Source organism: Vreelandella rituensis, from assembly GCF_003336665.1.
Lineage (GTDB): Bacteria > Pseudomonadota > Gammaproteobacteria > Pseudomonadales > Halomonadaceae > Vreelandella > Vreelandella rituensis.
The window spans coordinates 37,956-52,269 of the sequence record NZ_QPIJ01000025.1; the positions used below are offsets into that span (position 1 = coordinate 37,956).

A 14,314-nucleotide genomic window follows, 5' to 3' on the forward strand; every position below is an offset into this window, starting at 1 on the left:
TTTATTGTGTTTGTTGATGTCGGCCATCGCGCTGCAAACGGCGTCCTCCGAGGAACATGACAACCGCTGCCGCCAGCGCCAGTCCCCACCATTGCACGGCATAGCCGAAATGCCGACTGGGTGGCATTACGTTAGGTTTCCACCAGCTATCCAGGACGCCGGGGCCTTCTTCCAGATGCAACCAGCCCTGATAGGCAAATTCACCCAGTGAAGACCATGCTTCAAGGCGAATCTGCTGTAGTCGTTGTTGTTCGGCATTGGGACCGAATAAAGGGCCCCGATCGCCCGCTGCCTGCCAACGACCACGAACGTCTACAGGCCCGCTGGGTGTCGTCGTTTCCGGCGTTGCTCGGCTAGGGCCGGTTTCCAGAAACCCTCGCTGCATCAACCAGAGGCGTCCTTGCTCATCTCGTAAAGGCGTCAATACCGCAACACCCAGACGCCGGCCAAGAATACGGTTATCCAGGAACAAGGTATGCTCCGCCAGATAGTCGCCCGTTAACGTGACCCAGGCACCGTCACTGGGTGAAGCGACTGGATTGACCAATGCAGGGGCAGCCTCTCGCTGTGCTATCGCATTTTGCTTGTCAGTGGCTCTTTCCCACTGCCATAGTCCCAGAGCTACTCCCGTTATCACAATCAATGACCAAAAAATGCACCATCCCCCTAGACGCCAGCCAGTTTTCGAGGAAACCGTCATGTTACTCAAAGTATCCATTGCTCTTGTCTTTTTCGCCATGGTGATCAGCCTAGGTGCAGGTGCGGGCTTTCTATTACGTGATGACTTAGCTTCTCGACGCTTGCTGTCCTCATTGAAATGGCGTATCGGTCTTGGATGCTTGTTGGTAGGTCTGCTGTTATACGGCTTCCTGTCGGGTCAACTAGGTTAGGCGCTAGATGACGTACACGAAAATGAACAGCCCGATCCATACCACATCCACGAAATGCCAATACCAGGAAGCAGCTTCGAAAGCGAAGTGGTTTTCCTTTGCAAAATGGCCCTGATGCACACGGACAAGTATTACCGCCAGGATAATCGTCCCCACTATTACGTGGACCCCATGAAACCCGGTGAGAATGAAAAAGGTAGCACCGAAAATGCCGGCTTCAAGGGTGATACCGTAATGTGCATAGGCTTCGTAATACTCAAGCCCCTGGATCAGGATAAAACACAGGCCAAGAAGCACCGTACCTGTCAGCCAGTTACGACATACCTTGCGATGGCCTTCTTTCAACGCCTCATGCGCCACGGTCAAGGTAATACTGGAAGTCACCAATATCAGCGTATTGACCAACGGCAACTGCCACGGACTGAAGGTTCCTCTCGGGCCTACAACAGCATCACCCGGCGGGTTCATCAACGGCCATTGGGGCACGAAATCAGGCCATAGCAAGGCAGAAACACCTTTCTCCCCTTCGCCGCCAAGCCAAGGCACGGCAAAGGTGCGGATATAGAACAAGGCACCGAAAAAGGCCGCGAAAAACATCACCTCGGAAAAAATGAACCATCCCATGCCCCAGCGAAATGAACGGTCCATCTGGGTATCGTAGAGTCCCCCGCGTGACTCTCGCACCACATCGCGAAACCAGAATCCCATGACTGAAAGAATGCCCACCAGGCCTACCAGCATGATCACACTACTGGCGTCATAGACCAGCTGCATGCCGATACCGAACATCATTATCCCCAGCGCAACTGAGCCCAGTACGGGCCACCGGCTGGTCGCAGGAACGTAATAAGTGCCACCGCTCATATCGTGCCTCCCGCATGCTGCGTTTGCTGGCTGGATAACTGGCTGACCTTGTTCTTGACCGGGTATAGGGTGTAAACCAGCGTGATAGTGGAGATCTCCGCAGGCAGTTCATGAGTGAGCTGGAATACCAACGGTATCGTCAATTTCTCACCGGCCTGGAGCTTTTGTTCGGCAAAGCAGAAGCAGCTCATCTTGCGCAAGTGGGGTGATGCTTCCGAAGGCGAGACACTGGGTACCGCCCGTCCCCAGTTAGACTGGTCACTTTGATTGCTGAACGTAAAATCCACTTCCGTCGGCTGGCCAGGGTGAACGCGAACTTGCTGGGTTTCCACGTCCATTTTCCACGGCAAACCCGCACTACCGCGGGTAATGAACTGCACGGTGACATAGCGCGATTCATCTACATTTTCATGCACAAATGCCTGCGCCGTTGTATCCACCTTTCCGTTGAGCCCTGTAATGCGACAAAAAACGTCGTACAGCGGCACCAGTGCAAACGCAAACGCGAACATGCCCACTAGCGCCGCAATGCTTCTCCCTACCGTTCGCCGAATGCCTACCCTCTGCTCGGAAATTTGTTGTTGTTCATTATTCATATCGCCACCTCATACCTGTAGGTTTGGCCATGATTCAGAGGGTCGGGCGCTTAAAATCAGGCGGGGTCTCAAAAGTATGCAAGGGAGCTGGGCTGGGTACTGTCCATTCGAGATCCCATGCGCCTTCCCATGCTTGCGCAGGGGCCTTCTTGCCACCACGAACGCAGAGCACCACAACCAAAACAAATAACAGCTGAGAAAAACCGAAAAGAAAGGCCCCAATGCTGGAAAGCATATTGAAGTCGGCAAACTGCAGGGCATAGTCCGGGATTCGCCGGGGCATTCCGGCAAGTCCGGCGAAGTGCATGGGAAAGAACGTCAGGTTGACCCCGATCACGGAAAGCCAGAAGTGCCATTGAGCTAAGCGCTCATTAGGGTAATGGCCCGTCCATTTGGGCAGCCAGTAATAAGCCGCCGCCATGATCGCAAACACCGCCCCAGGCACCAGAACGTAATGAAAGTGCGCCACCACAAAATAGGTATCGTGATATTGAAAATCCGCGGGAGAAATAGCCAGCATCAAGCCGGAAAAGCCTCCAATAGTGAACAACACCACAAATGCCAACGAGAACAACATGGGGGATTCAAAACTGATCGAGCCGCGAAATAAAGTGGTGATCCAGTTGAATATCTTCACCCCGGTGGGAACAGCGATCAGCATGGTGGAGTACATGAAAAACAGTTCGGCTGCCAGTGGCAGCCCCACCACGAACATGTGATGTGCCCACACCATGAACGACAGCAAGGCGATCGAGGCAGTCGCATACACCATCGAGGGATAGCCGAACAGCGGTTTGCGCGCGAAGGTCGGAATAATCACCGAGACGATACCGAAGGCCGGCAGAATCATTATGTACACTTCAGGATGGCCGAAAAACCAGAACAGGTGCTGGAAAAGCACTGGGTCACCGCCCCCAGCCGCACTAAAAAAACTGGTCCCGAAGTTGATGTCCATCAGCATCATGGTGATGACCCCTGCCAATACCGGCATGACGGCAATCAACAGAAAAGCGGTGATCAGCCAGGTCCACACGAATAGCGGCATGTCCATCATGCGCATGCCCGGTGCACGCATATTCAGGATGGTGGCGATAATATTGATCGCCCCCAGTATCGAACTGATACCGGCAATATGCAGCGCTAGAATGAAAAAGGTCGTTGAGGGGGGAGCATAGGTGGTGGAAAGCGGCGCATAAAATGTCCAACCGAAATTCGGACCACCTCCAGGCATGAAAAGAGTGGAGAGCAATAATGTAAAGGCTACCGGCAACAACCAGAAACTGAAATTATTCAGTCGCGGCAATGCCATGTCAGGCGCTCCAATCTGCAACGGAATCATCCAGTTAGCCAAGCCGGTAAAAGCCGGCATTACCGCGGCGAACACCATGATCAACCCATGCATGGTAGTCATTTGATTGAAAAATTCAGGATTGACCAATTGCAGGCCTGGCTGGAAGAGTTCCGCTCGTATCACCAGTGCGAAAATCCCACCAATGAAGAACATGATCAGGGAAAAGATCAAATACAGGGAACCAATCTCTTTATGATTGGTGGTCAATAACCAGCGCAGGATACCGCGCGGCGGCGCATGATGCGCTGGAGCCTGGCTCCCGGCCACAGTGGTCACACTGTGCTCCAGGGGATGAGTCGGAGGTAACTTAGGCGCCATGGAACTCTCCAGAAATTGTCTTTTTTGGAATAGAGAAAGCTCGTCATCAATATAACGAAACGTTATTCAGCAATACGCTTGGCTATATCGCCGGGTTGTACGCTGTCGCCTGTATCGTTGCCCCAGGCATTACGCGTGTAGGTGACTACCGACGCCAACTCCACCGGATTCAGCGTGTTACGAAATGACGGCATGGCCGTACCGGAAACACCATCGATCACGGTCTGCGCATGCCATTCGAGATCCTCGATCAACCTTTCGTTACCCGCCAATGCCGGAAATGCCGGGGGCGCGCCTTGGCCTTCACTTTGGTGGCAGGAGGCACAGATCGACTCGAAGACTGTTTCGCCTCGAGCCATCAGCTCTTGCATCTCCCATTCACGATCGACCCCTAAAGCTTCCTGCTCCATGGCTTCCTTACGCTCTAGCATCCATTCATCGAATTCCGCTTCCTCCATGGCGTGCACCACGATCGGCATGAACCCATGGTCGATGCCACATAATTCCGCGCATTGTCCCCGGTAAACTCCCGGTTCATTGATATTCACCCAGTTTTCATTAATGAACCCGGGGATCGTATCTTGCTTGACGGCCAGCTCCGGCACCCACCAGGAATGGATGACATCATCGGAGGTCATAAGAAAACGTATCTTGCGATTGATGGGTAGCACGAGCGGCTCGTCCACCTCCTGAAGATAGTGCTCACCGAACCCTTCTTCACCGGAGATCTGAGCCCTTGGCGTACTCATGTTGGAAGTGAAAGCCACCTCTTCGCCCAGGTATTCATAGCGCCAGCGCCATTGCTGGCCGATGATCATGACATCCAGGTCGGCCTCGGAGGTATCGTACATCTTGGTTAATGTCGCCGTGGCTGGCACAGCTATACCCACCAAGATCAGCAAAGGAATGGTCGTCCAGAAGATTTCAACGGTGGTGTGCTCATGGAAATTGGCTGCTTTGGCTCCCTTGGAGTGCCGATAGCGAAACAAGGAATAGAACATCGCCCCAAAGACCACGGCGCCGATGACCACACATATCCAGAAGATGGTCATATGCAAGCCGTAAATCTCGCCACTGACGTCGGTGACACCACGCGGCATGTTCCAGCCGTTGGCATGCACCGGAGTGGTGCTCAGGAAAACGTTGCTACTGACGATCCAACGCCACAGTGATCGCATGGATACCTCCGCAGTTATTGTTATTATTACTCACTTTTAAATTAGGTCAGGGATATATGATTTAATAGCAGTATAGAAACCTTAAGCCATTCGTCACCTTCAACATAGGTTTCGCTCTCAACGCTTTTCATCGCGCCACCCATATCGCCAACCCAGCCAGGCCTACCACGAAGATTATCGCCAGAATTACCGCCGTAATAATGAACCCCCATGGACTAGAGGCGCTAAAATCCTTACGTCGTTGTTCTTCTTTTTGTACCCCTAGAAAAGCAGCTAGCACAGATTTTATCAAGCCCCACATGAACTTCTCCTTATACTTCACCACGAAACTTTCAATTCATTACAGAAGCTCTTCTTTTCATCAAAATAGCCGTTATATCGCTTTATTCACTGCATCCATTGACTATACTGAATACAGAACCCTTTTCCTTGAATCAGTCCACACTTTTCACTGGGATTAATTAACACACTTTTCACTGGGATTAATTAATAAGGAGGCTCAAAATGGCCACTCAAAAGACTGACAAAAAGCTCAATACTCCCTTCGGTGAGGGTTTCCCAACCAATCAGGCCGGCATGGAGTGGTGGAGCCAGCAAATGCTGCAAAGCTGCGTTCCCCTGATAAAAATGCAAGAAACCTGGCTAAAAAGCCTCACTCAAGCTATGGAGGTGGAAACAGAATTTCTGCACACCTTAGCGGAAAGTGGCGAAAAGCTGTCTCAGTGTTTCACTGCCGACGACGGGCCGCCATCGCATGAAGAGATAGCTGACTGTTATCAACACATGCTCAACACCATGAAAGAAGCTCACTACAATCGAATGAGCAAGGTTGCTGAATTGACCACCGATTTTCGACGTCAGCTGTGGGATGAAATCTAACCGGACATCCAAAGCCACAAACCCGGGTTCATAGAACAACCGCCGCCCGACTGGATCTTAGGCGGCGGTTTCTCTAGATGCTTACCAAGACAGCACCTCACCATTGCTGTGCCAGAAGCCCCCAGTGGTCTCAAGGCTGAGTGCTTCGACACGTTCTGCAATCCCGGCGGCCGCCTCTTCCGGGGTGATCATGCCCCCGAAATTCACCATGCGAGTCTTCACGTAGCCTGGGTGCAACTGAGCCACGGCGATCCCTTGTGGCGCGAGATCCGCCGCCAGCGACTTGCCAAAGGCAATGAACTACCTCCAGCTAAAGCAAGGAGGTTTCCAGTCTACCCTGACGGGTCGACCTTTGTTGTAGAAAGCGTCGCTGCCTCAGCGTGAGACAAATGAAGACTGCCCGAAGTCTCGGGGCTTATTCCAGACGTCTCGACCGTCGAGACGTGGGAGGCTGCCAAACTGGCCAGACCGTCCTCTCGGCTTTCTGATTTTTTACCTGATGGCCGTTCGCCCACCAGGGGAAGATCACTCTCCAGGTGCTTCTTACGTCGTCTTGCACTGGTCTTGCGCGGTTTTGCCTTAGCCGCAAACGCTCCGCTCTTGATGTCTCTGACGCCTCGCTTGGCGATATTGCGGGCGGAATTCTCGTCCGCATTGGCCTTGAGGCCGCATGCCAGGCAATGAAACCCGGCTTGAGTGGGCCGCTCGGTGTTGCGGCTGCCACAGGCATGACACTCCTTCGAGGTGTACGCCGGATTGATCTTGAGAAAGCCCTTGTTCCGGGCATTGGCCTTGTATTTGATCAGGGTGTATATCTGCCCCAGGCCGACATTGCTCAGGCTGCGGTTAAGCCCGGACTTGGCCCTTGCCCCATTTTTAAGAGTCTGGCGGCCTTGGGTTTTCTTCTTCGCCCGCCTGGTCATCGCCTTGAGTTTGAGGTCTTCCACACAGATGATCTCACCTGACGTTTCCACGACGTTCCGCGACACGCGATGCGCGAAATTCCGGCGCAGTCGACGAATCTTGCCATGCAGGGTGGCGATCTGGTTGGCGAGATGACGCTGATTGTTCGACGCGCAGCGCCTGGACTTATTGCCATTGCGACGTTTCTTGCCACTGAGGGCTGCCTGGAGCCGCTTGATCCGGTCGTTATGCCGCCGAAGCTGGCGCTTTTCTTCCGGGGTGTAGTCGAAGATCGCGCCATTGCAGGCCTGAAGGGGGCGAGCAACACCGCCGTCCAGGCCGGTGATATAGCCCAGCAGCTTGTCGTCATCGAGGTACGCAACGTCGTTGAGTAGCGCCTCGTTGTCAGGGTGGGTCTGACCATCATCCAGTGAGCCGGAGAATGAGAAGCTACGCCCCTGACGGCTGATGATGAACTGCTTGCTCAGTGACGCAGACGAATAAGGCACGGTGATAGAAAACAGCTTTGTGCGCTTCCGGGTTGCCGAGTCATAGATCGTCACCTGGGTCTTGTCGTTTGCGACAGGCTGAAGATCAAACAATTCCTTGGTGATGATACAGCTACGTTTCTTGTTTCGGCCTTTGACCTTGGGAAACTTGGAAATCCCTTTTCGGGCGGCTTCCGCATCGGTATAGGCCGAGCTGGCGGTGTTACGCAGGATTTGAACGGGGATGTCTTTCAGGAAGGCAACGTCAGGGTCTTGCTTGATCGGGGCGTACGCCTGGTTAATCTCGGCCCCTCGGCCTTGCGCCAGCAAGTCACGATACTCGCGCACCTTATAATTACGCAGCACATTCGCGCCACCTATCCATTGAGCAAAGGCGGTCGCCTGTCGTGAAGACAGGCGATCCGAAATGCTTAATGAAAAACCGCGCTGCGCCATAAGGGACCCGGTTGCATAAACAGGACAATAATTCTAGGCTAGCGCCATCCCCCTAATGAGTCAAGACTATGAGTGGCGAATATCCTTGGAGAACTGGCAGGTCATGTGTTTACCGACTTCACTACCACCTTGTCTTTGTCCCGAAATATCGGCGTGATGTCTTCACCGAGTCGATGTTGATCCGTTTGGACGCGGTGTTGCGCGAAACCTGTGAGCAAATGCAGGGTGAATTGATCGAGTTTAACGGCAAGGCCGACCATCTCCACCTGCTGGTCATCTGCCCGCCGCAGAAAGCCCTGTCTCACTTTATCGGCAAGCTCAAAGGCAAGAGTGCTTACGTGATACGCAAGGCGTTTGCACAAGACATCGCCGACAAACTCTGGGGCAGCCAGTTCTGGTCACCGTCCTACTGCGCCGTCAGTTGTGGGGGCGCACCGCTGGATATCGTGACGCAGTACATCACCGACCAGCAACGCCCCACCTCCGAGAAAGGTGAACAACAATCGCGGCGGCTACGCCGCCGATAGCGGCCTTCCCTGGCCGAGCCGGCTTGACTCGAAGCTAAAGCAACCGAGATTGCGCCGGGGTTGGTTCAAAGCGATAGAGGCCGCTGAGTTCCTCGACCATGGAAAAAAATTAGTTTTATTATTTATTTACCAATGGTTCGGACAGTTTTAAAGAAAGCCTGATGCTCAGATAATGGGGTCTCTCACAACATCACCACCCGAGCACAGGCTTTCATGGAAATAGTCAATACAGTCTTGCAGCAGATGTCCAGTCTCAAAAAGCCCCAGCGGTGCTTTATTCGCGTCCTGTTGCCCCTGCTGATGTGTTTGCGAGGTCGTGCCAACTTTCGCAATCTCAGCCGTTACAGTGATTACCATGAGAAGACCTTTTCGCGCTGGTATCGGCGTGCGTTTGATTTCACCGAGTTCAATCGCCTGAGCTTGCTGCCACTCAGTGAAGACACGGCCGTCACCCTGGTGGCCGCCACGGATTGTAGCTTCATTCCTAAAAGCGGCCGGCATACCGAAGGGCTGGGTCAGTTCTATAGTGGCGGCACAGGCAGGGCCGAACGGGGGCTGGAAATATCCACGCTGGCCGTAGTGAACGTGACGGAAAATACGGCGTATCACCTGTCCACACGACAAACGATGGATCGTCCCGACGGTGAACAGTCGCGCGTGGACCGCTATCTTCACCACCTTCAGCAGGATCGTGCGTCACTCCCGCCACAGGTGCGTTATCTCGTGGCGGACGGCTATTACAGTAAAACCCGCTACCTCCAGGGTGTCGTGGCAACGGGGTTACATCAGATCGGCAAGCTGCGTCATGACGCCAATCTGCGTTGGCTGTATCAGGGAGAACAGAAACCCCGAGGGCGCAAGCGTCTTTATGATGGAAAAGTGAGCGTTGATGACGTGAGCCGATGGACGCTGGCAGGCAACATGGAGGCGACACAGGTGTATACCGCTATAGTGAACAGCCCGCATTTCAAACGCGATCTACGGGTGGTGTATCTGGTAAAGCGCGCTGGCGGCAAAGTGAAAACAGCCTTGTTATTTTCGACGGATACGTCGCTGGAGGCCATGACCTTGGTGACGTACTACAAGGCGCGTTTTCAGATTGAGTTTCTGTTTCGCGATGCCAAGCAGTGTCTGGGTCTGAACGACTGTCAGGCGCGAAAGGAACAAGCGCTACATTTCCATTTCAACGCCTCAATGACGGCGCTGAACCTACTCAAACTTGAAGATCGGCAGCATCAACCAAGCGGTCAACGGGTGATTTCGATTGCCCGCTGGAGAACCCGCAAAGCCAAAGCGCACCTGCTGGAACGCTTTTCTTCCTACTTGGGTCTGGACTTCAATGACATAAAATCCCGACCCGACTTTGATGAGATGTGCCATTACGGCGCTATTGCGTCATGAAACAGTCCGAACCATTGTGAGAAAGGAGTGAGAAAGATATGGGAAAGGGTGGCGCAACAGCCACCGGCTATTACAGGCGCAGGTCGACGGATTCTTTCGGAAGCACAAACTTGAGGTCGTAAAGCACATGTTCGGACCTGCCCCATGCCCGAATGTCTCCAACCCTGAGTTCGCGGAACTCCCGGTGGGCAACGGCCAAGATGATGGCGTCATAGGCATCGTTCTCCGGCCATTCGACCAAGCGTATTCCATATTCTCGCTCGGCATCGGCCTTGTTCGCCTGGGGGTCGTAGACCTCCGGCACCACACCGTAATCGCCAAGTCCGGCCAGGATATCCACCACGCGTGTGTTGCGCAGGTCCGGGCAGTTCTCCTTGAAGGTCAGGCCCATCACCAGAACCCGAGCGCCTTGCACTTGTAGCCGACGCTTGATCATCTGCTTGATCAATTGCCCAGCTACATAAGCACCCATTCCGTCGTTGATGCGCCGCCCGGAGAGAATCACCTCGGGGTGATAACCCACCTGCTGAGCACGGTGGGTCAGGTAGTAGGGGTCCACGCCGATGCAATGCCCACCTACCAGACCCGGACGAAACGGCAGGAAATTCCACTTGCTACCGGCCGCCTCCAGCACTTCCTCGGTGTCGATCCCTAGCCGGTTGAATATCACCGCCAACTCATTGATCAGTGCAATGTTAAGGTCGCGCTGGGTGTTCTCGATCACCTTGGCGGCCTCAGCGACCTGGATAGAACTGGCAAGATGGGTACCGGCGACAATTACCCGGCGGTAAAGAGAATCCACGAACTCCGCTACTTCCGGCGTGGAACCCGAGGTGACTTTCTTGATGGAAGCGATCCGGTGCTCCTTGTCACCCGGGTTGATACGTTCAGGACTGTAACCGGCGAAGAAATCCCGGTTGAAGGCCAGCCCCGAGACTCGTTCGATGACCGGAATGCAGTCCATCTCGGTGGCGCCGGGATAGACGGTCGATTCATAGATCACCACATCTCCCATGCCCACCACCTGACCCACCGTCTCGCTGGCCTTTATCAAGCAGGTAAGATCCGGACATCGGGATGCATCGATGGGCGTAGGCACGGTAACGATATAGACGTTGCAGTCGTGCAGCACCTCGATGTCATTCGAAAAGTGCAGCTGTGTGGCTGCGGCCAGCAGCACCGGCTCCACCTCCTGGGTAAGGTCGATCCCGTTGCGTAAATCGCCAATCCGCTGGGTGTTGATATCGAAGCCAACCGTCGGCAGTATCTTTCCGAACTCCACGGCCAGTGGCAGCCCGACATAGCCCAGACCGATCACCCCCAGGCGCACGTTCTCTATGTTCAGCATCGTCTCATTCCTTGCATGACAATGGATTGGCCCGATTCAGGTCATGGACTTCACGCAAACAGCCAAGCGCCGCCTCAATCACGATGCGCTCATCGAACTCCTCCTCGATGCGCACTCGCGCTGCCTTCCCTGCTGCCTGCAGTTCCGCCCGGGGCATGGCAATGCATGTCTCCATGCACTGGGCCAACGAATCAGCACTCTTTACCTCGCACAGCCAACCTGTCTTGCCGGCCACTACCGCCTGTCTGCACCCCGGGGCATCAGACACGATGGCAGGCCGTCCCATGGCGGCGGCTTCCAGCACGGTCCTCGGCATCCCCTCTCGATAGGAAGGCAGCACCAGCACATGCGACTGCTTGAGGAAGGGCCGAACGTCGCCCTGCTCGCCTAACACCTCGATTACGCCCTCTGCCTGCCAGTGCTGTACCTCGGCTTCGGTAATCGCGGTACAGTTGCTGGCCCCATGGGGGCCGATCAGCCAGAAGCGGCAATCGGGGTAAACGGCACGCACCTGCCCCGCCGCCTGCACAAACTCACGCACGCCCTTGTCGCCCAGCAGACGAGCGATCATCACGAAGGTAAAGGGGGTGGGGTTAGGAAGCGGCGAGAAGGTAAAGCGTGAGGTATCCATGCCGGAGCCCGGCAGCACAGTAGTGGGCGTCGTGCGAAGCAGGCCATGGTTCAGGAACAGGTCATGATCTTCCTGGTTCTGGAAGAACACCCGCCGCGCCCCACGGTTAGCGAGGCCATAGAGCGAGCGCACCCGGCGAAACAACCAGCTGTCGTGCAGGAAGGCGGTGCCCAGCCCCGAAATGTTGTTGGCATAGGGAATGCCCAATAGCCGACAGGCCAACCCGGAATAGATATTGGCCTTGACCGTGAAGTTGAAGACAAAGGCGGGCTTGAGGCGACGCAGACTATTGGCCAGGGTCACCAGGCTGTGGCTCTCGCCCAGCAGCCGTGTGCCCTTGCCTTCCATGGGCAGCGGCACATGTTCGATACCCAGTTCCTCCGCCAACCGGAGGGAATAGGCATCCTCCGGGGCCAGCGCCACCACATGATAGCCGGCGCCACGCAGCGCCTCGATCGTCCCGCGGCGAAAGTTATAGAGGTACCAGGAGGTGTTGGAGACCAATACCACCACTTCCTGGCGGGAAAACTCTCGGCGCTTTTCGTAGTAGGTCATTGTGATGCCTTCCTGGCTATCGTGACTTAATTCCTTCCTCTGCCCTCACGCCAACCACACCAGCTGATACGGCAACCAAGCCTCGGAATGTGCAGCAAACTCGAGCCACACCAGCAACACCGCCGCATAATAGGCGACCACGCTGAGTACAATCACTGTCGACCAGCGTGCATCCGAGCTAATCAGCGGAAGCCGTGCGAATACGAAGATTTGGAGGGGGATCAGATAAAGGGCGACACGGTCGGTGGCGGTGGAAGACATAATCACCAGCGGGATGCAGGCGATGGCCAGCACCGAGAGCCACCACCACAGGCGTCGCTCGTCTTCATTGAGTTGCAAATATCGGTGCAGCACCAGATAAAGCCCTGCAGGTACGGCATTCATCAGTACACGGATCAGCCCACCCTCGGACTGATAATCGGCCTCGACGTAATTGGCCCAGAGCTGGTCGGCAGAATCCAGCAGGAACAGGTAACCGCCAATCAGCGTGGCCGTTCCCGCCCAGGCCACGGAAATGAGCCGGCTCTGGCTGGCCGCCAACCCTGCCACCGGCAGCTGTAGTGGCATAGTGAATTTGGCCACCTGATTTTGAGTGTATGATTACTCACATAGAAAGTCAGGTGCAGATGATGACGAAGAAGAGAACGTTCAGTCCGGAATTTCGCTTGGAGGCGGCCCAGCTCGTGGTCGATCAGGGTTACACGCTGAAGGCGGCGTGTGACGCCATGGGAGTGGGTAAATCCACCATGGAGTACTGGGTTCGCCAGCTTCGCTCCGAACGAGTGGGGAACACACCGAAAGGCGACGCTTTGACACCCGAACAGCGTGAGATTCAGGAGTTGAGACGCAAATTACGGCGGGTGGAGGAAGAAAAGGAAATATTAAAAAAGGCTACCGCTCTCTTGATGTCGGACTCCCTGAGCAATTCTCGATAATCGAGCGACTTGAAGAGAGCTATGCGGTGCAACACTTGTGTCAGGTGTTCGGGGTACACCGCAGTAGCTATCGGGCCTGGCGTGACCGGGACAGAACTCCCTGTGATTCTGAGCAAAAGCTTCAGGACCAGGTTATCGAGGCGCACACAGCCAGCAATGGCTCAGCCGGGGCCCGCACCATTGCCAGCATGGTGACTCAGGCGGGAACGCCACTGAGTCGTTACCGCGCTGGCAGGCGAATGAAACAGTTGGGGCTAGTGAGCACGCAACCGCCGAGTCACGCCTACAAGAAAGCGGACCAGCCACACCTTGATATCCCGAACCATCTCGACCGGGCATTCGATGTGCAGGCGCCTAACCAGGTTTGGACGGGAGATATTACGTTTATCTGGACAGGGGCCCGCTGGGCTTATCTGGCGATTGTGATTGACTTGTTTTCCCGTAAACCCGTTGGTTGGGCAATGTCCTTATCGCCGAATACGGAGTTGGTGAAGAAGGCCCTGACCATTGCCTATGAATCACGTGGGGAGCCACCGGGAATTCTGTTTCACTCCGATCAGGGGTGCCAGTACACCAGCCTGAGATTCCGTCAGCAACTCTGGCGATATCAGATGAAGCAGAGTCTCAGCCGCCGAGGAAATTGCTGGGACAACGCCCCGACAGAGCGGTTCTTCAGGAGTTTGAAAACGGAATGGGTACCGGAAACCGGGTATGTGTGTTTTGCCTCGGCAAAGCAGTCGATCACAGGCTATATGATCGGTTATTACAGCGCGCTGCGGCCGCATAAGCACAACGACGGACTGCCGCCTAACGTGGCAGAGCAGGCCTACTGGAAAACTCAAAAGACGGTGGCCTAAAACACTTGACCACTACATCTTCCCATGATGGGTCGAAAGGATTGGCTTTAGCCTTAATCTTTGTGTGCCGCCGAATGTTTATGTCTGACGCCACCTGAAGGCGCAGCCATTTCTGCGATCCATCCCAATGTTTCTCT

Annotated in this window: 16 protein-coding genes; 5 read left to right on the forward strand and 11 right to left on the reverse strand. The window is 54.8% G+C overall.

Going from position 1 to position 14,314, the window contains the following annotated elements; genetic code table 11:
• Window position 1: 1 nt before the first annotated feature.
• Window positions 2–637, reverse strand: a complete 636-nt coding sequence (locus DU506_RS11390; protein WP_328587975.1) for an SURF1 family protein — start codon at window positions 635–637, stop codon at window positions 2–4.
• Between the two features lie 61 nt (window positions 638–698).
• On the opposite strand from DU506_RS11390, the gene DU506_RS11395 reads away from it, so the two are divergent.
• Window positions 699–890, forward strand: coding sequence for a DUF2909 family protein (locus DU506_RS11395; protein ID WP_114487059.1), 192 nt, complete (start codon window positions 699–701; stop codon window positions 888–890).
• 3 nt (window positions 891–893) lie between these two features.
• Here the strand turns inward: DU506_RS11395 and DU506_RS11400 are convergent, their stop codons facing one another.
• The 5 genes from DU506_RS11400 to DU506_RS11420 form a co-directional block, all read right to left on the reverse strand.
• Window positions 894–1,754, reverse strand: a complete 861-nt coding sequence (locus DU506_RS11400; protein WP_114487060.1) for a cytochrome c oxidase subunit 3 — start codon at window positions 1,752–1,754, stop codon at window positions 894–896.
• Entirely contained in the window at window positions 1,751–2,350 is a 600-nt protein-coding gene (locus DU506_RS11405) for a cytochrome c oxidase assembly protein (protein ID WP_114487061.1), read from the reverse strand. Before DU506_RS11405 ends, DU506_RS11400 begins: the two co-directional genes overlap by 4 nt.
• A 34-nt stretch (window positions 2,351–2,384) precedes the next feature.
• A complete protein-coding gene (ctaD, locus tag DU506_RS11410) occupies window positions 2,385–4,019 on the reverse strand; it encodes a cytochrome c oxidase subunit I (protein ID WP_114487062.1) in 1,635 nt (544 codons plus the stop codon).
• Between the two features lie 62 nt (window positions 4,020–4,081).
• Entirely contained in the window at window positions 4,082–5,197 is a 1,116-nt protein-coding gene (gene coxB / locus DU506_RS11415; protein WP_114487063.1) for a cytochrome c oxidase subunit II, read from the reverse strand.
• A 127-nt stretch (window positions 5,198–5,324) separates the two neighbouring features.
• Window positions 5,325–5,498 (reverse strand): DUF2970 domain-containing protein, encoded by a 174-nt coding sequence (locus DU506_RS11420; protein WP_114487064.1) that lies wholly within the window; start codon window positions 5,496–5,498, stop codon window positions 5,325–5,327.
• A 203-nt stretch (window positions 5,499–5,701) separates the two neighbouring features.
• Between DU506_RS11420 and DU506_RS11425 the strand changes: the two genes are divergently transcribed.
• Window positions 5,702–6,076, forward strand: coding sequence for a hypothetical protein (locus tag DU506_RS11425; protein ID WP_114487065.1), 375 nt, complete (start codon window positions 5,702–5,704; stop codon window positions 6,074–6,076).
• 81 nt (window positions 6,077–6,157) lie between these two features.
• Here DU506_RS11425 and DU506_RS11430 read toward each other — a convergent pair whose 3' ends face one another.
• Complete coding sequence (locus DU506_RS11430) at window positions 6,158–6,322, reverse strand: Rossmann-fold NAD(P)-binding domain-containing protein (RefSeq protein ID WP_415843692.1); 165 nt, start codon at window positions 6,320–6,322, stop codon at window positions 6,158–6,160.
• Window positions 6,323–6,408: 86 nt separating this feature from the next.
• Complete coding sequence (locus DU506_RS11435) at window positions 6,409–7,923, reverse strand: RNA-guided endonuclease InsQ/TnpB family protein (protein ID WP_114487066.1); 1,515 nt, start codon at window positions 7,921–7,923, stop codon at window positions 6,409–6,411.
• Window positions 7,924–7,991: 68 nt separating this feature from the next.
• Between DU506_RS11435 and tnpA the strand changes: the two genes are divergently transcribed.
• Complete coding sequence (gene tnpA, locus DU506_RS11440) at window positions 7,992–8,450, forward strand: IS200/IS605 family transposase (protein ID WP_114487067.1); 459 nt, start codon at window positions 7,992–7,994, stop codon at window positions 8,448–8,450.
• A gap of 213 nt (window positions 8,451–8,663) precedes the next feature.
• Complete coding sequence (locus DU506_RS11445) at window positions 8,664–9,851, forward strand: transposase (protein ID WP_114487068.1); 1,188 nt, start codon at window positions 8,664–8,666, stop codon at window positions 9,849–9,851.
• A 70-nt stretch (window positions 9,852–9,921) separates the two neighbouring features.
• Here the strand turns inward: DU506_RS11445 and tviB are convergent, their stop codons facing one another.
• From tviB to DU506_RS11460, 3 genes are read right to left on the reverse strand one after another with little or no spacing between them, the layout of a single operon-like run.
• Window positions 9,922–11,199, reverse strand: a complete 1,278-nt coding sequence (gene tviB, locus DU506_RS11450; protein WP_114487069.1) for a Vi polysaccharide biosynthesis UDP-N-acetylglucosamine C-6 dehydrogenase TviB — start codon at window positions 11,197–11,199, stop codon at window positions 9,922–9,924.
• A 4-nt stretch (window positions 11,200–11,203) separates the two neighbouring features.
• Window positions 11,204–12,385: a glycosyltransferase family 4 protein gene (locus tag DU506_RS11455; RefSeq protein WP_114487070.1), complete on the reverse strand. Its 1,182-nt coding sequence runs from the start codon at window positions 12,383–12,385 to the stop codon at window positions 11,204–11,206.
• A 45-nt stretch (window positions 12,386–12,430) separates the two neighbouring features.
• A complete protein-coding gene (locus tag DU506_RS11460; protein WP_114487071.1) occupies window positions 12,431–12,952 on the reverse strand; it encodes an EpsG family protein in 522 nt (173 codons plus the stop codon).
• A 62-nt stretch (window positions 12,953–13,014) separates the two neighbouring features.
• Here DU506_RS11460 and DU506_RS11465 point away from each other — a divergent pair.
• Window positions 13,015–14,177 (forward strand): IS3 family transposase gene (locus DU506_RS11465; protein ID WP_114487072.1). Its coding sequence is split into 2 segments (ribosomal slippage): window positions 13,015–13,276 and window positions 13,276–14,177, totalling 1,164 coding nucleotides; the frame shifts between segments, so codons are not numbered across the junction.
• Window positions 14,178–14,314 lie beyond the last annotated feature (137 nt).